The sequence below is a fragment of the Henriciella mobilis genome (assembly GCF_003576315.1).
Taxonomy (GTDB): Bacteria; Pseudomonadota; Alphaproteobacteria; order Caulobacterales; family Hyphomonadaceae; genus Henriciella; species Henriciella mobilis.
This window is the reverse complement of the sequence record NZ_QWFZ01000003.1, coordinates 560,734-584,599: the sequence shown is the minus strand read 5'-3', so window position 1 is coordinate 584,599 and position 23,866 is coordinate 560,734. Positions and strand designations below refer to the sequence as shown.

Here is a 23,866-nt window from a genome sequence, read left to right as displayed (position 1 = left end):
CGACCAATGACCCGCATAGCGAAATACGCCATACCGGCCATGATCCTCGGACTCGTTCTCGCGGTGTCTTTTGCACTGCTGAGCGCGACATCCAAGGGGGGACGTTCCGATCCGGTCGCAAAACTTGCCACAGGCACGCTTTCGAAGCTCGATGTTAGCGACCGCGGCAGGGCGATTTCAGGCGCAACTTTTGAGGGTCCGGACGGAGAATCGATGACGTTGGCGGATTTCGGCGGCAAGGTGACGCTGGTCAATTTCTGGGCGACCTGGTGTGGGCCTTGCGAACGGGAGATGCCGTCCCTTGCTGCACTGGAACGGGAAAAGGGCAGCGAAAAGTTCCAGGTTATCGCAATCAGTGTCGATGCCGCCGAGGACAAGGATTATGCCCGCGAACGCCTGGGCGAACTTACCAGTGGCGTACTCGATTTCTATTTCGCGCCGCCCGAAAACTGGGACATTGTCTATGAGAGTGGCACCAAAGGATTTCCAACGACCGTAATCTACGATGCCAACGGCAAGGAAATTGCGCGGCTGGCCGGAGAGGCCAATTGGAATTCCTATGAAGCGGCCGCCCTGATCGACGCCATCACCGACTAGTTTACGCCGGACAGCTCAAGCTGAACTCGGGAAATCTGTGCCGCGACCTGGTCGACAGGGGCTGGCGCAGAGTTGGCCAGGGGCGCTTTCGGCCACATCGCTTTGAGCACGCCCAACTCCTGACGGACTGAGTCGCCCGCGGGCCCCTCAAGATCGCCCGCATAGTCCTCTGCGACTGTCACGAAACCGTAAGCGTCCGCAAATTCCCCCGCATTGACAATCTCGCCATCTGTCACGCCGATGCGATACTCTTCAAGCGTGGTGTCGAGCAGAAAGTTGAGGATGTCCTTGCTGGAACCGCCAACCTCGTCGGCCAGCACGGAAAGATTGTCTTCTGCTTCTGCGAGTTTTTCCTCGATCTCTTCGGACGCTGTTCCCGCCTCGAGGGCGTTCGATATTTCTACGAAGAGGTCAGCCTTGAACCCGCGCTCATCGAGACCGGCGCGCTCCTCAGCATGGGTTTCCGAAACAGGATGGAGCAGATGCTTGGCGGCCTGGTCGGGCGCACCGGCACGATAGAGCGCAAGACCTGCCGCAACGTGGCCGCGCATGAAGGCCAGGCGATTCTCGATAGGCAGCGTATCCATGCCGTGCGCGCCATTCTCGCCGCCTTCGCCTTCACCGCCCTCACCGCTCTCGCCACCTTCTCCGGCATAACCCGCCTCGCCGGCATAGCCGGGCTGGCTCGTATCGCTGGATGCCTCACTGGAACTGTTGACCTGTGTTGCGGCATCATCTCCCTGGCCGCCGCAGGCGGCGAGGGATGTCGACCCGAGAAGGGCCGCCGTGAGACCGAAGCGAACCATGTCACGGGGCGTAAATGTCATTGCGGGCTCCAAGAATGTCTGGGATGTCTCTATAGTAACGTTCGTTTAATGCAATTCATTCTCAAGCTCAACGGCGGTTCCATGTATTTTTCAGTGCCCGGCCTTCTGACCGCGGAAGATGTCGCAAGGGTTGGGGAGAAAGCCGGCCAGCTCGACTGGGCCGATGGGCGCTCGACTGCAGGGCGCACAGCAAAGACGGTAAAATCGAACCTTCAAGCCGACATGAACAACGAGCTGGGTCTGGGCGTCCACGATTTCCTTATGCGCGCCATTTCGGGAAGCAGCCTGGTCAAGCGGCTCGCCCGGCCAAAACGATTCTCTCGTCTCATACTCAGCCGAACGGAGAATGGCGGGCATTACGGCTTTCACGTCGATAATGCCATCATGGGCAGGGATGGGCACCAGTTGCGGACCGATCTGTCCTTCACACTGTTCTTATCGGATCCTGGCTCCTATTCCGGCGGAGAGCTGAACCTTGCCATGTCTTCCGGCGACATCGACGTTAAACCAGAAGCCGGGACACTGATCCTCTACCCCTCCGGCGCCATTCACCAGGTCCGGCCTGTCACGTCGGGATCGAGGCTTGCCTGCATTGGCTGGATCGAAAGCCGGATCCAGCGGGCCGATCAGCGCGAACTCCTGTTCGACCTCGAAACCGTCCGCTCAAGCCTGAAGGCGGCCCATGCCGACCAGCGGCTTTTGCTCGACAAGTCGATATCCAATCTCACAAGGATGTGGGCGGACTAATTGCCGCGCGGTCGAAGCCGGAATGCGAATAGAAGCGTCCGCTGGCGGTCGCTGAAATTGTCGTCAGCGATGATGAAGAGCCGGCGCTCACCATCTGGTCGATCCACGACAGCAATCCCCTCAAAATTATCGACGGTCAGCGGTTTGGACAGCCTCCCAAGCACGCGCATTGTGCCATCGTCTGCAGTCTCTGAAACCAAAATCGAATTGCCCGTCAGAGGGTTATAAGCCCTGTGCAGGCTGAAGAGCGTGCCATCCAGCGCATCAAGGCCGACGAGCGGCAAGCCTTCGCCGTCCAGCCAGGGCCGGGCGGCAAATTGAACCTCGCCGCCAGCATCGACGACCGCAACAGGCCCGAGCTGGTCGATCACGCTTTCCAGTCCGATCATGAGCCGGCCTGATTGCATGGAAAGCGCCTCGGCGCCGGAATTGTTACGAATGGACGATCCAAGCGAGGGTGGCGCGTCGGGGATCTCGGCGACAGGGACGGCCCGCGCATTGCTCCCGCAAATACCGCGTGCAAAGGCCATGACGCGGTGATGCCGCTCAAAAATGACAAGCGCGATATCACCCGAGAGTTCGAGGCCCTCGGCATCGGCCTCCAACTTTCCCGTCAGGATCTCGCCGCTTTCATCTCGCAGAAAAGCGAGGTCGGCGCGCCACGTGGGCGTCAGCGTATTCTGATCAAAGCCGATTTCGACGAAGGCGCCCCCATCAGAGATTGCCAGCAAGTTGCCGCTCGCCATGACTTTCAGTCCCGACAAGCCGCCGAACGAGCTGGGCGAGGCCGACAAGGTCCAGCCGCCAAGAAAGTCCATACCGGGAAAGGCCTTGGCTATCGCGTCCGGCTCGCCCAACGAAACGGGCTCAGCGGACAAAAGAAACGACAGTTCAAAGCCGTCGTCTGGACCATTGGGGCATGAATGGCGAATGATGTCCTGGCGATGATCGGCAAGGTGCCACACTTTTTCATCAGGAAGCGGCGCGAACTGTTCAGGCGCAGCTCCTCGGCAGCTGCATGCCATCAACGCCGACAGAGCCAGACCTATACACGCCGACACCCTCATGGCTCACGCTCCCTGCAAGCGACGGCCGGGCTAATCGGCCTAGGACTTGGATGCCTTCCGGGCAATCTCCTGGAAACTTGTCGTACGCACATCGCGTCCGGACCCGATTTTCGAACCATAGCGCGGTCCGCCCGCACCCGAACCGGACACGCCGCTTGAAAAGCTTCGCGTCTCACCACGCAGAGGCGGCACGGACATCGCCGTCGGGTCTGGCGCGTTACCTTTCTCATCGAAGAGGCTGGCGAGCTGCTCCGTCATCGCGCCACCGAGCTGTTCGGCGTCGACGATGGTCACGGCCCGGCGATAGTACCTTGTCACATCATGGCCGATACCGATCGCGATGAGCTCGACCGGACTGCGGTTTTCTATCTCGGCAATGACCTGTCTGAGATGGCGCTCAAGATAGTTTCCGACATTCACGCTCAGCGTGGAATCGTCGACTGGCGCCCCGTCCGAAATCACCATCAGTATCTTGCGCTGTTCCGGGCGGCCGAGCAGTCGGTCATGTGCCCAGAGCAGCGCTTCGCCGTCGATATTTTCCTTCAGAAGCCCCTCACGCATCATCAGGCCGAGATTCTTCCGCGCCCGGCGCCATGGAGCATCCGCCGACTTGTAAATGATGTGGCGCAGGTCATTCAGGCGCCCCGGGCCAGCCGGCTTGTTCGCCTTGACCCAGTCCTCCCGGGACAGGCCGCCTTTCCAGGCCTTGGTTGTAAAGCCCAGAATCTCCACCTTGACGCCGCAACGCTCCAGCGTGCGGGCCAATATGTCGGCGCAGAGTGCCGCAACCATGATCGGGCGGCCGCGCATGGAACCGGAATTGTCCAGCAATAGCGTGACAACGGTATCGCGGAACTCGCTATCATCTTCCTGTTTGAACGAAAGCGGGACAGTTGGATCGGTGATCACCCGGGTCAGGCGCGCTGTATCCAGAACACCTTCCTCAAGGTCGAAGGACCAGGACCGGTTCTGCTGCGCCATCAGCCGGCGTTGCAGCCGGTTTGCCAACTTCGAAACGGCGCCCTGAAGCGACTGCAACTGATGGTCCAAATAGGCGCGCAGGCGCGTCAGCTCCTCTGCATCGCAAAGATCCGGCGCATTGGCGACTTCATCGTGGGCCTTCGTATAAACCCGGTAGACGAAGGACTGCTTTTCATCGCCGTCGCGGAAATTCGGCCGCAGCGGCTTCGACCCGTCATCGGTTTCGTCGACGTCCTCGTCACCTTCGGCCTCGGCGTCAGCATCAACTTCGACATTGCTTTCTTCGCCTTCGACTTCGTCGCTGTCGCCAGCCTCCATTTCCTCGGTGGAGGTGCCCTCGGTGTCTTCGCCGGAATCGGGTTCGTCGCTTGAGGTGTTCTGCTCTTCGGTTTCGGCCTCGTCTTCCGACTCGCTTTCGTCTTCAGAGTCTTCACCGGACTCGTCGCCCTCGGTCAGATCCTTGATGAGCTTCTGAATGGTTTTCGCAAAAGCTCGCTGGTCATCGAGCTGATTGACCAGCGTTTCGAGCGACTCGCCACCGCGCTCATTGATCTCGTCGCGCCAGATCGAGGCAATGCCCTCAGCTTCAGGCGGTAGCGGGCGACCTGTTAGTTTTTCGCGCAACAGGAATTCGACAGCCGGCGCGATGGGCGCTTCGGTGCGGTCTTCCATACGCGTGTAGCCAGCCTTCTCGCAGCGTGCAGCGAGCGCCGCATCGAGGTTGCGGGCCGTACCGTCCATGGCCCGAGAGCCGATTGACTCGATCCGGGCGCGTTCTGCCGCATCATAAACCTGGCGCGCCATCTCACCTTGAGGCCGATCAGCATTATGGGCAACGGGGTCATGGTGCGCCATGCGAAGCGACAACGCGTCGGCCTCGCCGCGCGCGCGGGCGGCCTGCTGTTCAGTCAGTTCACGAGGCGGGGTTTGCAGGACCAGCCGATCACCTTCGGCTCGTCCGGCCTCCGCACTGAACGATGCCTCGACGTCACGCGTCTGGCTCATCGCCTTGGCTGTTGCAGCAAGCGCCTGCTTGAAGAGTTCGAACGGCGTATCGTCGGTCTTGGCCATAGCAATCACATAGCGTGCCATGGCGCCGTTGCGAAGACGCAACGCTGGGAAAAGCAGACAGGAATCCGCCCTCCGCAGCGTTATGCCCTTCAGGGGAATTATGATAAAAACTTCGCGTGTCAGGAGGGGACGCAAAAATGAGAGCAAGAAAGTGGATTCCGCTGGCGGCGGGCGCGACCGTTTTTTCTATGGCCAGCTGGGGGTTTGGGGGTGAAGATGTCGCTCAGGGACACCCTTGGCATCATGAAGATATCACCGAACGTGCCCTGACCGGAGCAGACGCATTATACGCTGATCCGCCCGTCGAGTTTACGGCAAGCGCCGCCGCATCGATTGCCTGGCACGCGGATTTCATCGATTCCTATCTCTATAATCCAGTCTTTTGGGCCCAAGGCGCGTATCAAAGCTCTGCGGTCCAGCGCACCAAGGCGGCCCTGGTTGGATTTAAGGATCTCGCGAAGCTCCACTTCGACGACACGTTTACCAATAGCGGTTTGCAGGCCAATTGGGAGCGCTATGCGATGGGCACGCTCATTGGCCTGGTCTGGGCATCGGAGCTTCCGGAGAATGAAGGGATCGCGGCCGGCCACAACATTCTCGGTGTCTCATTTCATGCCGTGCAGGACTTCTATTCCCATTCAAGTTGGGAATCCGACACGCGTTATCGATGCCTGACCTACTTTCAGACACCTAAGGACCAGCGCGACCGCCTGAATCTATACTCGGGCGCTTATGAAAAGCCGTCCTCCGGCGCACCGGCTCATCACGGGGCATACTCGCTCTCGTGCAGCATCCTGCGGGGCGATGACATGGATTCGGCCCTCGGCACGCTGTGTGGTGGTCTGTCCCCACTCCAGAATACGAGCATTTGCGACAAGTTTCGCGCCTGTAGCGGTGCAGAGCAGGTGATCGCCCGCCTGGAAGACCCAGTCTCAGACGGCCAGACGACAATCTGGACCAACCCTCCGGGCATTGCCATCGACAATACCGCCCTCACCCGCGCGCAGGCTCCCAATCGGGGGCTGATCGGCGCAGACGGGCAGTTTCTCGATGGCAGGGACGGTATCCATTTTCCGAAGGAGCGTTGCACCACCATCATCGCATCGGAGGGCGGCTCGGTCTGCCAGGCGGGTGGCCACGAAGATGCCGACCTTGTGTTCGCGGCCGGCAAGGACGTCGCGATCCGCGCAACGCAGGAATGGGCCGACTATCTCGAAACCCAGATGAACAAGCTCGGCAAGGGTGCCTTCTGGAACAAGCTCAAGACCCGCGGCTCAGCAGATGCCGCCCGTTACGCTCAGTTCGAGGACTTCTCCAAGCTGCCCTACCAGTTCCTGGCCGCTGGCGATTACCCAATTGGCAATCCGCGCCGGGATCTTGATCAGCCGGCATCCGCGGCTCGCGGATGGTTCCTGCGCCTGCGAATTCGCACCGCCGACGAAATCGGCGCGGGCACCGATGCGGATATCTATGCCCGCGTCACCACAGAGAGCGGCACGCAAGATGTCTTGCTGGACTACCTGCCCACCGACGACAAGGACGGCAGGACAACAAACCGGTTGCTAGTCTACAATGACTTCGAACGCGGGGACGATGACGTCTACACTATCGGCCCTTTTCAATCCCGCCCGGTTTCGATCGCCTTACACAACGAATCAGCCGGTTTCACGGATGTCCTCGATGCCTTGGCTACTGATTTTACGAACGGCGTCAGCGAAACACTGACAGATGCACGGCAGGCGCTGATCAGCCTGATTGGCGGCAAACCCGACTTCGTCGGTTCGCGGAACAGAAATTATACCGCCGAAACACTGAAGCAGCGCATGAGTGGCGGTCAGTTTTCAGACTCGCTGGATGTCGATGGCGGCGATGAAGGCCACCATGCCGTTCACTTCACCATCCGTGACCGTTCATCCACGCTGACGGAAGACGAACGCGAAGATGGCTGGGTCGCCGCGGAGGTGAGGCTCGTCAAGCTCCATACAATCGAGGAATCCGAGGTCGACCGCGGTTCGGATTCCGACGAGCCATTCGTCATTTTTCATATCGCCCCGCTGAACGGGCTGCAGAACCAGTCTTACACGTATTTGTCTGCGCCCTTCGAAGACATGGACGATGATGAAGAGGAACCTTTCCCGTCCAATGACAAGACCCGTCGAACCATCAAGATTCCGCCCGAAGGAATCCTGGTTTTATCGACCGCCGTCTACGAAAGCGATGACGAAACCAGCGGTGACCGCCGAACACTCATGACCAAATTCGTCACCGGCATGGATGAGGCAACACAGCGCCCGGCCTCCGAGTTCACGGATGCGCTCGGCCGGTCGATCGCAGAGGACTGGGTTGTCGACTCCATTGAGGCCTACGCATTCCACCGCAGCGCTCATCCACTCGCCGGGCCAGTTCTGGCGCGCACCCAGGTCGGCGAAATTGACGGCGACGAAACCAGCGAGGCCTATGTCCTCGACTGGAGCCAAATGACCGATTTCGCGGCCGCCGGCGTCGATCCGATTCTGAGCCTGGAAGCCGAAGCCCCAAGCGCGAAGGCAGTGCTTGAAGGCAAGTGGCATTCCAACAAGTTCCAGTGCGGGGGCGAACTACCTTATGTCCGTGTTGAAATCGATCTGAAGGAAGACGACTCGCCGCGCGATATCATCGCCCGCAAGATCGATGCGGAAGGCGACGAGTGCATTAACGAGGAAGATGGCGAAGAGGGCCAGACCTTCCGCGGCCGCTTTGAGAATGGTGTGATCATGGGCGAGCGCTTTATCAGGCCTCCGCCGGAACACCGTCCGATGGAATACGACCCCGACTCTCGGCCGCTCGATCGCATGCCCAATTACGCCGATACAGCTGACGATCCACAAATTGCTCTGGAAGGCAACTGGTTCGTTACTTGGAGCAATTCTGACGAAGCGCCCGCGTTGGTTGCTCTGACCAAGGGCGGGTCTCGCAAGTGCTGGGACTACGAAGATGGCTGCTGGTACCACTGGAAGCGCGAGCCTGATGCCGCATGGAAGGCCATCCTTTTCCAGCCCGACGGCTCAAGCAGCTCGTCTGACGAGATTACCATGTCTGCCGGCGGCGCAATGACTGTTGACTGGTCTTATTCCCACCTTGGGAACTGGGGCGGCAAATCCACGCTTCAGGCCTCAGACAATTCGATTCGTGGCTCATGGCGATACAGCGACGAGGAGAATGGTGAGGAACACTGGGTCAGGATCAACAGCGCGATCAACGAGGTCGAAGTGCGCCATGGCGACGAGATCGAAAGAAAGCCAGTTGGCGAGCCTGTCACAGTGCGCACCCAGTGGCGCAACACGACCTATCACATGCGCGGCAATCGCTCAGGCTTCAGCATCCGATTCTTCGGGCCAAACCTGTGGGGCGTGCAGCGCGTTTTCATGCCGCGTTATCGAGACCTCGAAGTGAGCGGAGTGCGCTATGTCTGCGAATGGGACGGCGAAACCGGCTATGAAAGCCACCCCAATTGGGGAGTCTGCATTGACCAGGGCGGCGTTCGCGGCATTCAGGTGAATTTGAACGTCTGGCCAAAAGCAACAACCGGCCCGCATGAAATCTTCATCAATGGCGAAGCGATACCTTTCAACCTCGTCGTAGAAAACGAGCCGCTACGGTATCCGGAGTGGCAACCGATGAAGATGGAATTCCAGTCCTGTTCGGTCCTGCAGGAGGTCGACCGGGGCTGGGACGATCAGCCGTTCAGGTTGGTCCGGCAGGATTTCAGACCTCGCGAGGAACGAGGCGAGGACTGACGGGCGTCAGGCGACACGCACCATCAACGCGCTTTCCGGCAGCTCCTCATTGAAGCAACGCTGGTACATCTCTGCGACCAGTGGCCGCTCAAGTTCGTCGCACTTGTTGAGGAAGGTCATCCGGAATGAGTGACCGAGGTCTCCAAAGATCTTGTAGTTCTCCGCCCAAGTGATCACCGTCCGCGGGCTCATCACGGTCGAAATATCGCCGTTCATGAAAGCGTTCCGTGTGAGATCTGCCAGCCGCACCATCTTTGACAGCAGTTCCTTGTCGAGGTCTGGTGCTTTGGTCGCAACGATCTCCACCTCGGCATCGTGCTCGAGATAGTTCAGGGTGGTCACAATGCTCCAGCGGTCCATCTGGCCCTGATTGAGCTGCTGGGTACCGTGGTAAAGACCCGTCGTATCGCCAAGGCCGACCGTGTTTGTGGTTGCAAACAGCCGGAAATAGGGGTTTGGCGAGATGACGCGGTTCTGGTCGAGTAGGGTGAGGCGGCCCGAGGCCTCCAGCACGCGCTGGATAACGAACATCACATCAGGCCGGCCGGCATCATACTCGTCAAAAGTGATCGCAACCGGACGCTGCAGCGCCCAAGGAAGGATGCCCTCACGGAATTCGGTCACCTGCTTGCCGTCGCGCAGGACAATCGCGTCCTTGCCGACCATGTCGATCCGGCTGACATGGCTGTCGAGGTTGATCCGGATCATCGGCCAGTTCAGCCGCGCGGCGACCTGCTCGATATGGGTCGACTTGCCGGTACCGTGATAGCCCTGAACCATCACTCGGCGATTGTGTTCGAACCCGGCAAGGATCGCCATCGTCGTCTGGGGATCGAACCGGTAAGCTTCATCGATTTCCGGAACGTACTCCGTCTTCTCCTTGAAGCCATGAACGACCATGTCCGTTTCGATGCCAAAAACGTCTCGGACCTTGATTTCTTCTGTTGGCTCAAGGCCGGTCAGAGCATCCGTGTCGCTGGTCAGGCTCATAGCATCTTTTCTCCGAACATCACTTCTCGTCTGTGAGATGGGGTTCTAACACGCGAATGGAATGCGACTAGTGCGACACAGCGTAAAGATCAATTACCCGATTTCCAGACGACTTTGGCGAGAGCGACTGTCACTAAAGGGCCTGGAAGAGGAACCCCATCAAAGGACAGGATCTGCAGCTCGCAGTGAAAAATGACCCAGGACAATCTCGCAACCTGGCTCCGCGCTGGTGATCGGCCAAAAAAAATGCGCCCCAAGGGACGCATTTTTATTTCGTGAGCCTAAGGCAATTAGGCTTCGACACCCTCTGCCTTCTTCGCGATATCGCGCTTGATCTTCAGTGCCTTCTCGGAAAGCTTTTCGTCCTTCGCTTTTGCGAGGTAAGCGTCCAGCCCGCCCAACTTGTCGACGGTGCGCAGGGTCTTGGCCGCGATCCGCATCGGAAAGGCACGGTCCAGCGCTTCGGAGCGCAAGGTAACTCTCACCAGATTCGGCAGGAACCGGCGTTTGGTCTTGATGTTCGAGTGGCTGACATTGTGGCCGATAATCGGCTTGACGCCAGAAAGTTCGCATTCGCGTGCCATGGGGCGCTCGCTCAATCTATGTGATAGGAGTAAATCTGAAGCGGCGCTCATACGCGGCGCGGCGGCATCCGTCAACCGCCAGGCTCAGCATCAGCGGCATGGCGCAACAGTGATTTATTTGCGGCAAATGGAAGGCCCCCCTGTTCAGGTCTCATTCTGGAAGGCACATATAGGGTCTATCGGTCGATAGGAGATAATGAAGGACATTCGCGACCATGAAAAAACTGATCGCTGCAACCAGTCTCGTTGCCCTTGTCTCGGCCGGAGCCGTCATGGCCGACACGGTGCCAGACGCATCCCCGCTTACCGCCATCAAGTCTGGTGAGCCCATTCGCATGACCTACGAGGTCAAGGCATCAGCATGGGCGCTGATCATACCGATTACGGGCAAAGCCAATTTCCGGCTGGACATGAAGCCAAACACCTACGCCATCAAGGGCAAGGTGAAGACGACCGGTCTCGCTGACATCCTCGTCAATTACGACATGGATCTCGCTGCAAGTGGCTACGTTCGTGACGATGAACTTCAGACCTACGCCTATGTCTCACAGAACAATGACGGCAAGAAAAACCGTCGGGTCGAGATGACCTATGGGCAAAGCGATGTTGCAATGACAGCAACCCCAGCGTTCGGCAATCTTGGCGAACCGCCGGCGACGCCCGAGCAAAAGCTCGATGCGCGCGACCCGCTGACCGCCTTTCTCGGACATGGCTTCATTCCGCGCGCCGCGGGCGACGACCCATGCGGCGGACCGATGAAAATCTTCGACGGGCGCCAGCTGACCTGGCTTCACTTCGAGAACCACGGCCTGAAGAAGGTGAAGACGGACGGTTTCAAGGGTGAGGCCTATGAGTGCCACGTCTCCATGGACAAGATCGCCGGATACAAGAAGGGCGAAGCCAACAAGGATACGCTCACCGGTATCGATGGCCCGCTCCGGATGTGGATGGCGCCCTTGCCGAACGGCACAATCATGCCCGTCAAGATCCAAGCGGACACCGACAAGATTGGTACCGTGACGCTGCAGGTTTCGAAGCTGAAATTCGAGCCGCTGGAAACGGAAGTCGCCGCAGGGTCGAACTAGTCTCGAGGCGCCCGGCGGCCCTGCGCGCCCGCGTTGACCAGAAGTGGCGGCGCGGGCTAAGGGCACTGTTATGGCTCTCCACCCCTTCAAGATAAGCACTTGGAACATCAATTCGGTCCGCCTGCGCGCGCCGAATGTCCAGCAATTTCTCAAAGCTGAAGCACCAGACGTTCTCTGCCTTCAGGAGATCAAGTGCCAGACCGGCGAGTTTCCGGCGAAGGCCTTTAATGAGGTTGGATACACTCATCACCAGGTTCTGGGGCAGGGCGGCGGACATCACGGCGTCGCAATCGTTTCGCGCCACCCGATCGAAACCCTTGAACCACAGCCGCTTTGCCGGGAGGGACATGCCCGGGTACAAGCAGCGCGGATTGAGGGCTTCGAGATTCACAATATCTATCTGCCGGCTGGCGGCGACGTCCCGGATCCGGACGAGAACGACAAATTTGCACACAAGCTGGACTTCCTGGCCAGCATGGCGCGTGACTACTCAGCGCTGGCGTCAGACGCCTCCCCCCGAATCCTGGTTGGCGACCTGAATGTCGCGCCTCACGAGAATGACGTCTGGTCGCACAAGCAGCTGCTGAAGATCGTCTCGCATACACCGGCGGAAACAGAAGCCCTTGAAAAGGCGCGCGAGGCGGGAGGTTTTTTTGACATCGCGCGGGAACTTCATGACGACGGCCAGAAACTCTACACTTGGTGGTCTTACCGCGCCAAGGACTGGGCAGCATCCAATCGCGGGCGCCGGCTCGATCACATCTGGGCCAATGATGCGGCCATGGGCCTGGCCGACCTCGACAGCTATTCGATCCACCTGGCTTGGCGCGGCGGCTGGAAGCCATCCGACCACGCGCCCGTCAGTTCGAGCTTTCAGCGCCCCTAACCGGCGTGCAGGCGGTAGCCGCCGGTTTCCGTGAGAAGAAGTCTGGCGTTGGCGGGATCGGGTTCAATCTTCTGGCGCAGCCGGTAAACATGCGTTTCCAGCGTGTGAGTGGTGACCGCAGCATTGTAACCCCAGACCTCTGAAAGAAGCTCATCGCGCGGCACTGACTTTCCACCCGCTCGATAGAGATATTTCAGGATGTTGGTTTCCTTCTCCGTCAGCCGGATCTTGCGTTCATCCTCGCGCACCAACAGCTTCATCGCCGGATGAAACTCGTACGGGCCGAGCATGAAAGTCGCATCTTCGCTCTGCTCGAAACTGCGAAGGTGAGCTCGCACGCGCGCGAGCAGAACTGAAAAGCGGAAGGGTTTGGTTACATAGTCATTCGCACCAGAGTCGAGGCCGAGGATGGCATCGGCGTCTGTATCCTGGCCCGTCAGCATCAGGATCGGGGCACGCACACCGCGGGCCCTCATCAATTTGCAGGCCTCGCGACCATCCATGTCAGGCAGTTCGACATCAAGGAGAATGAGGTCGAGGCGGTCACTTTCCGCTCGGGACAGAGCCTCGGATGCTGTTGCCGCTTCTACAGTTTCGAAACTGTCGTGTACCCCGAACTGTTCGGCGAGAGCAGCGCGCAGGTCTTCGTCGTCATCGACAAGCAGGATTGTCTTCTTGCTCATCATTGGCCATCTCCAAGGCTGGGTAGTGAATGAAACTGCGTTGCAAACCGGATGCACGCTATCAGCAAATCTTTAGATGACGGTCATATCACATTTTTGGGAGCGATCTCGTGACGGCACACTTTAGGGCATCTGGAAATGGCAATCTCGTGGGCGAGGGCCTTGCCATGAATTGCGCCTATGGCAAGAGCGGCATGATCGATGCGAGCGTGAAGGCTGAAGGTGACGGCGCTTCGCCCGTTGGACTCTGGGCAATGAAACGAGTGTTCTGGCGGCCCGACCGGCTGGCTCGGCCCCAAACCGGCCTGACGACCGTCCCGCTGCGGCCCCATGATGGGTGGTGCGATGCACCGAACGATCCCATGTACAACAGGCCAGTCCGCCTGCCTTACCCTGCGAGTTGCGAACGTCTGTGGCGCGAGGATCCGGTCTACGACGTCATCGTCGAACTCGACCACAATTCTGCGCCCGTTATCCCCGGCGCCGGCAGCGCCATCTTCTTCCATCTGGCTCATGACGACTATCGCAGCACCGAGGGCTGCATTGCGGTCTCAAAGTCCGACATGCTGGAAGTGCTGTCGCGCTGCGGTCCGGGCAGCATCCTTGAAATTGCTGACTAGTCGGATTCCCGCTCGCCGAAGAAAGCGCTGCCCACACGAACATGAGTCGCACCGAATGATGCTGCCAAAGCGTAATCGGCGCTCATTCCCATTGAGAGCTTCTCAAGTCCATGCCGCGCCGCCAGCTTCGACAGCAACGCAAAATGCGGCCCGGCCGGCTCATCGACCGGCGGAATGCACATCAAACCAACCAGCCGCCCAGGATAGGTGTCTCGCGTGAGGGCGACGAAGTCAGCCAGGCCGGACGGCAACACGCCGGCCTTCTGCGGCTCCTGGCCGGTGTTGACCTGGATAAACACATCCGGTGTGCGACCGATCTTCTCTGCAGCCTGCGCAAGTGTTCGCACAATCTTCGGCCGGTCGACTGTCTGGATAACATCGAACAATGCGACCGCATCCTCGGATTTGTTGCTTTGCAACGGCCCAATGAGGTGGAGCGTCAATCCCTCGATATCACGACGACCTCCCCAATGCTCCTGAGCTTCCTGAACACGGTTCTCACCAAAAATCCGGTGCCCGCATTCAAGCGCTGCTTCAATTCGCTCATCGGGCTGGCGCTTGGATACGGCGATCAGTTCGATCGGGTTATCAGACGCCGCCTCCATTGCTGACAGAATGGAAGCGCGGTTTGCGGCTATCGCATCAATAAGGGTGGTGCTAGGCATGAGCGCGATGAAGCATGAAGCTGCGGCCGACCGCAAGTTCAGGAATGCCGTGCGTATCGCGCGCGGCCATCTGCCGCCATCCTTGCCGGCTGGGCTGTTCGTCACCGATCCCGATCGAACGCCTGACTTGCTTGAAACGATTGAGGCGCTACCTGCTGGAATTGGCGTTTTATTCAGGCATTTCGGCCGTCCTGACCAATTGAAACTGGCCCCGCAGCTGGGCAAACTTTGTCGCGCGCAGTTTCGGCAGCTTATCGTGAGCGCGGATCCGCTTCTTGCTATCCGTATTGGTGCGGGCGGTGTTCACTGGCCTGCCCGGCTTACACTTGCCGCCACCAAAGTCCTGCGCTCCCAGAAGCTTGGCATACAGACAATGAGCGTCCACTCAGTCGAAGAGTTGCGCCGCGCGCGATGCCTGGGGATGGACGCGATTCTGGTATCTGCGATTTTCCGATCTGACAGCCCAAGCGCAGGAACGCCAATCGGGCTTTCACGGTTTGCCTCATTCGGGCGCAACGCCGGAATGGCCGTCTACGCGCTGGGAGGGGTCACATCAGAAAATGCCGAGCGTGTCAGCAAACTGTCGGGCTTCGCCTCGGTATCAGGACTGGGCGAAGTCTACAGGCCGGAAGCTTAGAACTTAAAAGCAGACCGCAGACGGATGCCAGTTTCAACCGCCTCATCCTGCAACTGGTCGAAAGCTCCGTTGAGCTCGTTCGCGCCAACACTGACGGAACCGCCAACACTTATGCGCGGCGTAATACGAAACTCTGCACCGGCGCGCATTTCCTCACGGGCCAACGGCGAGTCGTCTGGGCGAGACGTAAGGTCGACGCTAAGTTGCCACTTGTCGCCTTTCACCCAAGCCAGCCGAACTTCCTTGCTCGGACTCGTCTGCCAGATGGGCATTTCGCTTGACGGCGAACTGAGAGTGAACTGCCGATACCAGTCGGGCTCCGCCTCATCAGTCTCTGCAACCGTGGGCGCACCCAGCTCAACGGGCTCAGCCTGCGCGGCCGCATGGCCCGCAGCGCAAAGCGCAATCGCTGAAACTGTTGCTATTCTCAGTCGCATGACTCACCTTCTCGTCCCCAATTAAGCAGTAAAACGCGTTAAGAGAAGATTAATTGCTGTTTATCCTCAAGAAATCGCCCTTCAGTGTGATTTCTACCACAACACCCCGGCCCCCAAAGTCTCTGCCCGCAGATGAGAGGACCTCGTCCTGGTACGCAACTGCAAGCTCCAGACCATTTGCAATGTCACGACGCGCGGCAAGGCTTATGCCATCGCCCACCAGGCCCGCAAGATCATCCTCTGCCTCACCATAGTTGAGCGAAATCTCCGTATCGGCCAGTTCTGTTGCGACGCCAATCTCCCAAGCCGTGTAGTCGGCGCCAGCAAAGCCATTGTCGCTTTTGATCCAGGATCCACCGACCTCGAAGCTGTCGAATTCGAGATTGGCGCCCGCCGACCATGTTCCAACACGGTCGCGCGCGCTGGAACCAGCAAAGTCGATTTCGGCTCTCGACCAGGCTAATCCCGCATCGATTCGGACGCCAGAGTCACGCAGCCGCCGCGACAAGTTCAGCGCTAATTCTACCGCATCGGAGAGGTCGGCAGACATGTCCCGTACATTCCGATCCAAACCCGCCGCCTCTGCGTCCGGGGTAAACGATGCGCCCGCCCGGAGGCCCAAAATTCGAGGCGTAGCATAGCTAATTTTTGCTGATGGGCCGGTCAGGTCATGATTGGTCCGGATAATCTTGATGCCGTCTGGATCGAGATACGCGTTGCTAATCGACGCGTGAGTCAGAGCGCTCGGAGCGCCCTCGCAGAACCGCGCCGCGGCTCCACGATCGCGGCCAATGCGCAACTCGCCATAACCGCCATCGAACTCAAGATACGCCGCCTCAAGCTGGCCGCGCGCACCCGTATCTCTCGTCGATCCCTCTCCTGAAAGGCCGGAATAAGCACCACTAGGCCCGGGCGCTCCACCAAACCGACCGAGGAAACCGGGCCGCGCCGGATGATCACGCTGTCCACGAAGTGTAAGCCTGCCGCCGATCTGAAGCCCATTCTGGAGAACCTTTTCAAACCGGTTGTCCAGCGTGACTTCATAAAGAACGTCCTCGCTATCGGTCCCCGCCCTGGTGTCATGGAACGCCGCAATGACGGTTACGGCTTCAAGATCGGACTCGAACTCGATCGGCGCCGATTGCGCCATGGCCAATGGAGAAAGCGCCGCTCCAGCAAGCATTGCGCCGCCCAATACCGTAATCCTCATGCCTTGGCCTCCAATAGTTTCTGCCGCCGACCGCAGAACGGCTCTGGTCCGTGAAGTCCCAAATGCTATACAGACCCGGAATGATAAAGATATTGCCGACAGGATCCGTGTCATGAAGCGTACAATCCAGACGTTTGTTGCAGTCGCCAGCGCCTTTGCCCTCTCCGGCTGCCTATTCGGAGGCGGGAGCGGTGACCAGCAATCCAGCGTCGTCCAGGACCTCCGCGGCGGGGTGAACCCCTATCTCTGGCGCGCCAGCCTCGATACGCTGAGCACATTGCCGCTCGATGGCGCCGATCCCGTTGGCGGCATCATCAACTATGACTGGAAATCCTATCCGGGTGCGGAAGGCGAGCGGATCAAGGCAACAGTCTACATCCTAGATTCCCGGCTTCGCGCCGACGGCGTCAAGGTTTCGGTTTTCCGCCAGGTCAATGACAATGGCGAATGGCGAGACGCGGAAGTTGATCCGGAAACCGGAATCCAGCTTGAGAATGCGATTTTGACGCGCGCACGCGTTCTGAAATCTTCTGAGCTCAGCTAACCAGTCCACACTGAAGAAAATCATTTGTCGGGAGGGGCCGAGAGTGCCGTCTCGTTACGATCCGCAGGCTGCAGAAGCCCATTGGCGTCAGGCCTGGAAAGAAGCCGACCTGTTTCGCGCGAAATCGCCCAGCGAAGCCGGCGATAAGCCGAAGTGCTACGTCCTTGAAATGTTCCCGTATCCATCGGGACGCATCCATATGGGACACGTGCGAAATTATGCGATGGGCGACGTCGTTGCCAGGCACAAGCGGGCGCATGGCTACAATGTGCTCCACCCGATGGGCTGGGATGCATTCGGGCTTCCTGCCGAGAATGCCGCAATAGAGCGCGGCATTCATCCCGGTGACTGGACTTACAAGAATATCGCCGCCATGCGGGCCCAGTTCGACAAGCTGGGCCTCACTCTGGACTGGAGCCGGGAGTTCGCAACGTGCGACGAAGCCTACTATGGCGAACAACAGAGGATTTTTCTCAAACTCCTTGAAGCCGGGCTGATCTATCGTAAAGCCAGCAAGGTCAACTGGGATCCAATAGACAATACCGTGCTCGCCAACGAACAGGTTATCGACGGCAAAGGCTGGCGAAGCGGCGCGCCGGTTGAGCAACGCGAGCTGACGCAGTGGTTCTTCAAAATAACGGACTATGCGGAAGAGCTGTTGAGCGGCATCTCGACCCTTACGAATTGGCCGGAGAAAGTCCGGACAATGCAGGCAAACTGGATCGGCCGTTCCGAAGGCCTCCAGATGCGCTTCCTTTTCGAAGGCGGCGCCCCCGACGGCTTTGAAGAGGGAATCGAAATCTTTACGACGCGGCCGGACACGCTGTTCGGCGCAAGCTTTGTCGCCCTGTCACCAGATCACCCTCTGACCCTGCAACTCGCCACCAACGATTCTCGCATCGAAAGCTTCCGGAAGGATGCCGCCCGGATCGGCACCAGCGAAGAAGCAATCGAGAAAGCGGAGAAAGTCGGCATCGATACAGGTCTTCGGGTGGCCCACCCGTTCGACCCAGCTGTGACGTTACCCGTGTGGGTCGCCAATTTCGTTCTCATGGGTTACGGAACCGGAGCAATTTTTGCATGCCCTGCACACGACCAGCGCGACCTTGATTTCGCGCGCAAGTACGACCTGCCGGTCAGACCGGTCGTCCTTCCGCCCGAGGCAGATGCGACGAGCTTCGATGTCGACAGCGAGGCTTATGTCGGCCCCGGGACAATTTTCAATTCGGACTTCCTGAACGGTCTTAGCATTGAGGACGCTAAGTCTGAGGCGACCAAGCGCATCGAATCCATGGGCCGGGGTCACGGCACCGTAAACTATCGGCTTCGGGACTGGGGCGTGTCTCGTCAGCGCTATTGGGGCTGTCCGATACCGGTCATCCATTGCGGGGACTGCGGCATCATTCCGGTGCCCGAGGCCGAATTGCCGGTTGTCCTGCCAAAGGATGTTAGCTTCGACAAACCGGGCAATCCGCTGGCCCACCACCCCTCCTGGAAACACGTAGCCTGTCCGAAATGCGGCAAAAAAGCCGAGCGCGAGACCGATACACTCGACACCTTTGTCGACTCTTCCTGGTACTATGCGCGCTTTGCCAGCCCCGAAAACCGTGAAGAACGAGACTATTGGCTCCCCGTTGACCAGTATGTCGGCGGCGTTGAACATGCGGTGCTGCACTTGCTTTATTCGCGCTTCATCGCGCGCGCCCTTCGGGATGTCCGCGAACTCGACCTGCCGTCCGGCGAGCCTTTTTCCGGTCTCTTCACCCAGGGCATGGTGACCCACGAGACCTACAAAGGCCCCGATGGAAAATGGGTGGAGCCGTCCGAGGTTGAGAAACGCGGCGAAGCATTTGTGCTTGCGGGCACAGGCGAACCTGTGACCGTTGGGCCCATCGAGAAGATGTCCAAGTCGAAGAAGAACGTCGTCGATCCAGACGAAATCATCGCGACTTTTGGCGCCGATACGGCCCGCTGGTTCGTTCTTTCCGACAGCCCACCGGAGCGTGATGTAGAGTGGACCCAGTCAGGCGCGGAAGGTGCGGCACGTTTCGTCCAGCGTGTCTGGACCATATTTGATCGTATTTGCGAGGCAGGCCCGGCAGACGAAACCGCAAACGCCACGCCATTGGTCAAGTACTCCCATCGCATGGCAGCAGCAATCGACAAGGCAATTCTCGAGTTTCGTTTCAATGCCGCGATCGCGGCCTGCCATGATTGGGTCAACACGCTCAAGAAAGCCGAGAGCGCTGCAGAAGAAACAATCGCAACCCGCAAACTAAGCGCCCGGATGCTAGCCGTCTGCCTGACCCCCTTCATGCCGCACCTGGCGGAAGAATGCTGGATAGCGCTGGGCGAGAAAGGTTTCGTTTCGGATGCCGCATGGCCAATGTCGGACCCGGCCCTGATGGAAGAAACAACCGTTACACTTCCCATTCAGGTCAACGGCAAGCGCCGGGGCGAGATTGCGATTGAAAAGTCAGCGGCCAAGGACGAGATCGAGAAAATCGCACTCGCGAGCCCGGATATCAAAGCTTTCCTTGATGGAAAGGTAATCAAGAAAGTGATTGTCGTCCCGGGCCGGATCGTGAATATCGTAGTGGCATGAAACGGCTTATCTCCGTCCTCCTCGTCGCCACGCTAGCGGTCTCCGCGTGCGGATTTCGGCCCCTGTATGCTGGCCAAGATCCCTCAGGCTCCTTCTCGGGCCAATCAATAGCGGTAGACAATATACCGGGACGTTCAGGCTACATGTTGCGTCAGGCCCTTTTGCGCGACCTGGCGATCGGATTGCCCGGAATTGAAAGCGGCGCGGTCCTAACCGTTACGCTTGACGAGCGCGTTGAGCGCGCAACCCTGCTTCCAGACGGTGCGGTATCACGGTCGTACTACACGGCTACGGGTGATTACGTCCTTCAGACAATTGACGGCCCGATTATCGGCAATGCCGAATCCCAGGTTCCGTTTGCAGCGACCCAGTCTCCCTACACAGATGTTTCAGCGCAAAGTTACGCAGCCGAGCGCGCGATGGAAGAGTTGGCGAGAACAATTGTCGACCGCCTTCGCATCCAGGTACAGTCCGAACAATGATCATCAAGGGTTCTGCGCTGTCTGGCCAGATCCGAAGCCCTGATCCCGCCATCTGGTGCGTCCTCGTTTTTGGCGACGATGACGGCGTTGTAAGTGACACGGCAGATCAGATTGCTGCGGGCTGGTCGAAATCTGCAGGCGGACAGGCAAATGTCCTGACGCTCGACGACGACGACGTTCGTCGGGATCCAGCGCTACTGTTCAATAAAATCGAGACATCCTCTTTGCTGGGGGAAGTCGACATCGTTCGGATCCGGACCTCGGGAGAAAAGGTCGCCAAACCGATCCTGGACCTGGTTGAGCAGGCCGATGCCGCTGGAACACCATTCACCAACAAGCTCATTGTGCTGAACGGCGCCCTAAACAAACGGTCGAAACTCCGATCAGGACTGGAATCAGCTAAGTCAGCTGCAGCTATTCACGTTTTTGCTGATAGCGAACAATCCATGCGGGATCTGGTAGCCTCCCGGCTTGAGGCGGATGCTGTAGCAATTGAAACAGATGCACTAGACCGGTTCACAGCACAATTGCCGGGTCACCGCGGCCTGGCCAACCAGGAAACCGAAAAGCTCGCCCTCTATGGTCGCAATCTTGGTCGAGCGATTTCGGTGGATGACATCCGGCGCCTTTCCCTCACCGACGCCGACTCAAGTCTTCGTGACATGATTCAGCACGCCTTTGACGGAAACGGGCCGGCTTGCCTGTTGGAGTACGAGCGCGTCATGGAAGCGGGTACGTCAGCGATTTCGATTCTGCGCCTCATTGATATGGAGGCCAAACGCCTGCTACAGGCTCGCAGCCTGTTAGGCACAGGAGGAAACATCGGCATGAAGCTGAAACCCCCGGTGTGGCAGTCGGAATGGGCCGCCTTCCGTTCGAGATTGGATCGGTGGTCAGCAGCCGCGCTGACAAGGCTTCTCGCCTCGCTCAACGATCACGAACTCCAGGCAAAGGAAAGCGGACCAGCGGCAGACGCTGCAATCCGGATCCTGCTCTTGAATATCGTCAAGTCTGCGGCGGGACGCGCTAAGATGACCGCTTCGCGGTAAGCTTCCGGCAAAGATCGTCCAGTTGCTCCAAGTCCCTGTATTTTATGCGTAATTCACCACCCGTCGCTTTGTGGCGAATATCAACGTCCAGGCCGAGCGCGCGCGACAAGTCCGCTTCAAGCGCTTCTGTATCGACATCCTTTTCGCTTGTTCCAACCTTCCGAGCGATCGCATCCAGAGACCCGTCATCCTTCGCGCGCTTGACCAGGCCCTCCACATCACGAACGCTTAGATTCTTCTGGACCGTCATTGCGATTACGGCATCCGGATCGGGCGCACCCAAAGCGGCTCTCGCGTGACCGGCTGTAATGCGGCCTTCTCGCAGGTGATTGCGCGCTGTTTCTGACAGGTTGAGCAAGCGTATCGTATTAGCGATATGGGCCCGGCTCTTGCCGACGCTTTCGGCCAGTCCTTCCTGCGTGCGACCGAACCGCTTCATCAGTGCGCCGTAGGCTTCGGCTTCCTCAATCGGATTAAGGTCGGTCCGTTGAACGTTTTCAATAATCCCGATCTCGAGCAATTCGAGTTCATCGAGATTCCGAATCATAGCTGGTATTTCGGTCAGACCCGCCTGCTTCGCAGCGCGCCACCGGCGCTCCCCGGCGATAATCTGGTATTTCCCGGTCTCCTTCGGATCCGGCCGGACAAGTATGGCTTGCAGCACACCCTTTGCCCGGATGGATTCGGCCAACTCCGTAAGCTCTGTCTCGCCAAAATAGCGTCGCGGCTGTTGCGGGTTTGGCCGAATGTCGCGGATGGCGATCGTGGACGCGTCGGTGACCGGCGGCGCCTCACCCTCTTCACCCGAGTAGGAACCAACCCCCTCGACCTCACCGATCAGGGCCGACAGGCCACGTCCAAGCCGTTTGGCTTTTGGTTTGGGTTCTGCAGCCATTACGCAGCCGCCCTCATCCGTTCCCGTTGCAACATCTCGGACGCCAGGCGGATATAGGCCTCGCTGCCCGGGCAACGATAGTCATACAGCAAAGCAGGCTTGCCAAAGCTTGGCGCCTCGGAAAGACGGACATTGCGAGGAATCACCGTCTTGTAAACCTTGTTCCCAAGGACTTCGCGCACCTCATCCGCGACCTGGTCAGAGAGATTGTTGCGCTTGTCGTACATCGTCAGAACCACACCCTGTATATCAAGCTGGGGGTTGAGTCCGGAGCGGACCACTTCCACTGTCCGAAGCAACTGGCTCAGGCCCTCCAGCGCCAGAAACTCGCACTGCAACGGAACCAGCAAGGCGTCCGCGGCGGTCATCGCATTAATCGTTAGTGACGATAGGGATGGTGGGCAATCGATCAATATAAAGTCATAACGCTTATCCGGATCATGGGCGACCTTCGCCACGTGGTCCCGTATGGCTTCTCGAAGGCGGTAGGACCGGCGCGGATCTTCAGCAAGCTCCGTTTCAACCCCTGAAAGATTTTCGTCGCCCGGGACAATTTCCAGACGCGGAACAAGCGTGGTCAGGATCGCCTCGTCAAGAGGAGTCCGATCTACAACGACATCATAGCTCGTCAGCCTGCGGTCGGCACGCATAATTCCGAGCCCCGTCGATGCATTGCCCTGGGCATCAAAGTCCACAACCAGGACCCGCCTGCCGACAGCAGCCAGCGCCGTTCCGAGATTAATGGAGGTAGTCGTCTTGCCGACGCCCCCTTTCTGATTGGCTATTGCCAGAATACGGGTGCCGGTATCAGACACGTGTCGCCTCCATTATCTTTAAAATGACCCCGGTCTCATTTGCACGACTCGGAATCGCCTCATAGGCGAGATTCCAGCATTCCTGTGCTTGCGTCAATTCTTCTCGCCAGTGCTCGCCTTTAAAGAAGAGAGCTGTTGCACCTTTGCCGATCCAAGCCGAAGCGTATTCAATCAGCCGAGGCAGCGGCGCCAGAGCGCGAGCTGTAACAAAGTCAGCGGGTTTGACTTCGAGCGCCTCGACACGGTTGTTCGATACACTTGCCGACAGGCCCAGGTCCGAGATGACCGCAGACAGAAAAGCGCACTTCTTCCCCACCGATTCGACCATGGTGACATGTCCCTCGCCATCGGCTGCTGCGCAAGCCAATACCAGACCGGGAAAACCTGCGCCTGAACCGATATCCAGCACCTGCGAATCCAGCCCCACCACAGGAATAAGTTGGGCGCAATCGAGGACGTGGCGGGCCCATATGTGATCCATCTCCCTGGGCCCGATAAGATTCATACGCTGCCGCCATTGCTCCAGCAGCCCCACATAGCGCTCCAGTTTGACCTTTGTTTCACGTGAAACACCGAGCGCGTTTAACGCTCGTTTCGCCTCGAGCTCAGTCAT

The 23,866-nt window shown here is 58.8% G+C and carries 23 protein-coding genes; 11 read left to right on the top strand and 12 right to left on the bottom strand.

What is annotated here, in order from left to right:
- The first annotated feature begins 6 nt into the window (after positions 1-6).
- Complete coding sequence (locus D1227_RS02970; RefSeq protein ID WP_119403708.1) at positions 7-597, top strand: TlpA family protein disulfide reductase; 591 nt, start codon at positions 7-9, stop codon at positions 595-597.
- On the opposite strand, the gene D1227_RS02965 is transcribed toward D1227_RS02970, so the two are convergent.
- On the bottom strand, positions 594-1,424 hold the full coding sequence (locus tag D1227_RS02965) for a hypothetical protein (RefSeq protein WP_119403707.1): 831 nt from the start codon (positions 1,422-1,424) through the stop codon (positions 594-596). The two genes, D1227_RS02970 and D1227_RS02965, sit on opposite strands and share 4 nt — an antisense overlap.
- Positions 1,425-1,472: 48 nt before the next feature.
- Between D1227_RS02965 and D1227_RS02960 the strand changes: the two genes are divergently transcribed.
- Positions 1,473-2,171 carry a Fe2+-dependent dioxygenase gene (locus tag D1227_RS02960; protein WP_233349439.1) on the top strand — a complete coding sequence of 233 codons (699 nt, stop codon included), beginning with the start codon at positions 1,473-1,475 and terminating at the stop codon, positions 2,169-2,171.
- Here D1227_RS02960 and D1227_RS02955 read toward each other — a convergent pair.
- Entirely contained in the window at positions 2,168-3,028 is an 861-nt protein-coding gene (locus tag D1227_RS02955) for an esterase-like activity of phytase family protein (RefSeq protein WP_158586552.1), read from the bottom strand. The two genes, D1227_RS02960 and D1227_RS02955, sit on opposite strands and share 4 nt — an antisense overlap.
- Before the next feature lie 249 nt (positions 3,029-3,277).
- Positions 3,278-5,290: a cobaltochelatase subunit CobT gene (cobT, locus tag D1227_RS02950; RefSeq protein WP_119404017.1), complete on the bottom strand. Its 2,013-nt coding sequence runs from the start codon at positions 5,288-5,290 to the stop codon at positions 3,278-3,280.
- Positions 5,291-5,427: 137 nt separating this feature from the next.
- On the opposite strand from cobT, the gene D1227_RS02945 reads away from it, so the two are divergent.
- The gene (locus D1227_RS02945) at positions 5,428-9,066 is read left to right on the top strand and encodes a hypothetical protein (protein WP_119403705.1); all 3,639 of its coding nucleotides are present in this window, start codon (positions 5,428-5,430) and stop codon (positions 9,064-9,066) included.
- A gap of 6 nt (positions 9,067-9,072) precedes the next feature.
- On the opposite strand, the gene cobS is transcribed toward D1227_RS02945, so the two are convergent.
- Both cobS and rpmB read right to left on the bottom strand, forming a co-directional pair.
- Positions 9,073-10,056 carry a cobaltochelatase subunit CobS gene (gene cobS, locus D1227_RS02940; protein WP_119375702.1) on the bottom strand — a complete coding sequence of 328 codons (984 nt, stop codon included), beginning with the start codon at positions 10,054-10,056 and terminating at the stop codon, positions 9,073-9,075.
- Positions 10,057-10,346: 290 nt separating this feature from the next.
- The gene (gene rpmB / locus D1227_RS02935) at positions 10,347-10,640 is read right to left on the bottom strand and encodes a 50S ribosomal protein L28 (RefSeq protein WP_119375701.1); all 294 of its coding nucleotides are present in this window, start codon (positions 10,638-10,640) and stop codon (positions 10,347-10,349) included.
- A gap of 215 nt (positions 10,641-10,855) precedes the next feature.
- Between rpmB and D1227_RS02930 the strand changes: the two genes are divergently transcribed.
- Both D1227_RS02930 and D1227_RS02925 read left to right on the top strand, forming a co-directional pair.
- Entirely contained in the window at positions 10,856-11,725 is an 870-nt protein-coding gene (locus D1227_RS02930) for a DUF3108 domain-containing protein (RefSeq protein WP_119375700.1), read from the top strand.
- A 70-nt stretch (positions 11,726-11,795) separates the two neighbouring features.
- A complete protein-coding gene (locus D1227_RS02925; RefSeq protein ID WP_119375699.1) occupies positions 11,796-12,611 on the top strand; it encodes an exodeoxyribonuclease III in 816 nt (271 codons plus the stop codon).
- Here the strand turns inward: D1227_RS02925 and D1227_RS02920 are convergent.
- Positions 12,608-13,297 carry a response regulator transcription factor gene (locus D1227_RS02920; protein ID WP_119375698.1) on the bottom strand — a complete coding sequence of 230 codons (690 nt, stop codon included), beginning with the start codon at positions 13,295-13,297 and terminating at the stop codon, positions 12,608-12,610. The two genes, D1227_RS02925 and D1227_RS02920, sit on opposite strands and share 4 nt — an antisense overlap.
- 107 nt (positions 13,298-13,404) lie before the next feature.
- Between D1227_RS02920 and D1227_RS02915 the strand changes: the two genes are divergently transcribed.
- Positions 13,405-13,914 (top strand): L,D-transpeptidase family protein, encoded by a 510-nt coding sequence (locus D1227_RS02915; RefSeq protein ID WP_233349443.1) that lies wholly within the window; start codon positions 13,405-13,407, stop codon positions 13,912-13,914.
- Here D1227_RS02915 and D1227_RS02910 read toward each other — a convergent pair.
- Positions 13,911-14,579, bottom strand: a complete 669-nt coding sequence (locus tag D1227_RS02910; RefSeq protein ID WP_119403704.1) for a YggS family pyridoxal phosphate-dependent enzyme — start codon at positions 14,577-14,579, stop codon at positions 13,911-13,913. The two genes, D1227_RS02915 and D1227_RS02910, sit on opposite strands and share 4 nt — an antisense overlap.
- On the opposite strand from D1227_RS02910, the gene D1227_RS02905 reads away from it, so the two are divergent.
- Positions 14,578-15,216 carry a thiamine phosphate synthase gene (locus D1227_RS02905; protein ID WP_158586551.1) on the top strand — a complete coding sequence of 213 codons (639 nt, stop codon included), beginning with the start codon at positions 14,578-14,580 and terminating at the stop codon, positions 15,214-15,216. The genes D1227_RS02910 and D1227_RS02905 overlap by 2 nt on opposite strands.
- On the opposite strand, the gene D1227_RS02900 is transcribed toward D1227_RS02905, so the two are convergent.
- Positions 15,213-15,653 carry an NtrZ family periplasmic regulatory protein gene (locus tag D1227_RS02900; RefSeq protein WP_119403702.1) on the bottom strand — a complete coding sequence of 147 codons (441 nt, stop codon included), beginning with the start codon at positions 15,651-15,653 and terminating at the stop codon, positions 15,213-15,215. The genes D1227_RS02905 and D1227_RS02900 overlap by 4 nt on opposite strands.
- 49 nt (positions 15,654-15,702) lie before the next feature.
- Positions 15,703-16,863, bottom strand: a complete 1,161-nt coding sequence (locus D1227_RS02895) for a porin (RefSeq protein WP_158586550.1) — start codon at positions 16,861-16,863, stop codon at positions 15,703-15,705.
- Between the two features lie 112 nt (positions 16,864-16,975).
- On the opposite strand from D1227_RS02895, the gene D1227_RS02890 reads away from it, so the two are divergent.
- The 4 genes from D1227_RS02890 to holA are packed head-to-tail and all read left to right on the top strand — an operon-like array spanning position 16,976 to position 21,543.
- Positions 16,976-17,407 (top strand): DUF3576 domain-containing protein, encoded by a 432-nt coding sequence (locus D1227_RS02890; protein ID WP_119375694.1) that lies wholly within the window; start codon positions 16,976-16,978, stop codon positions 17,405-17,407.
- Between the two features lie 43 nt (positions 17,408-17,450).
- The gene (gene leuS / locus D1227_RS02885) at positions 17,451-20,012 is read left to right on the top strand and encodes a leucine--tRNA ligase (RefSeq protein ID WP_119403700.1); all 2,562 of its coding nucleotides are present in this window, start codon (positions 17,451-17,453) and stop codon (positions 20,010-20,012) included.
- A complete protein-coding gene (gene lptE, locus D1227_RS02880) occupies positions 20,009-20,494 on the top strand; it encodes an LPS assembly lipoprotein LptE (RefSeq protein ID WP_119403699.1) in 486 nt (161 codons plus the stop codon). Before leuS ends, lptE begins: the two co-directional genes overlap by 4 nt.
- Positions 20,491-21,543 carry a DNA polymerase III subunit delta gene (gene holA / locus D1227_RS02875; RefSeq protein WP_119403698.1) on the top strand — a complete coding sequence of 351 codons (1,053 nt, stop codon included), beginning with the start codon at positions 20,491-20,493 and terminating at the stop codon, positions 21,541-21,543. The genes lptE and holA overlap by 4 nt, the downstream gene beginning before the upstream one ends.
- Here holA and D1227_RS02870 read toward each other — a convergent pair.
- Genes D1227_RS02870 through rsmG form a run of 3 tightly spaced genes read right to left on the bottom strand, consistent with a single transcriptional unit; the run spans position 21,521 to position 23,866 of the window.
- Positions 21,521-22,438: a ParB/RepB/Spo0J family partition protein gene (locus tag D1227_RS02870; RefSeq protein WP_119403697.1), complete on the bottom strand. Its 918-nt coding sequence runs from the start codon at positions 22,436-22,438 to the stop codon at positions 21,521-21,523. The two genes, holA and D1227_RS02870, sit on opposite strands and share 23 nt — an antisense overlap.
- Positions 22,438-23,253 (bottom strand): ParA family protein, encoded by an 816-nt coding sequence (locus D1227_RS02865; protein WP_119403696.1) that lies wholly within the window; start codon positions 23,251-23,253, stop codon positions 22,438-22,440. Before D1227_RS02865 ends, D1227_RS02870 begins: the two co-directional genes overlap by 1 nt.
- Positions 23,246-23,866, bottom strand: coding sequence for a 16S rRNA (guanine(527)-N(7))-methyltransferase RsmG (gene rsmG / locus D1227_RS02860; protein WP_119403695.1), 621 nt, complete (start codon positions 23,864-23,866; stop codon positions 23,246-23,248). Before rsmG ends, D1227_RS02865 begins: the two co-directional genes overlap by 8 nt.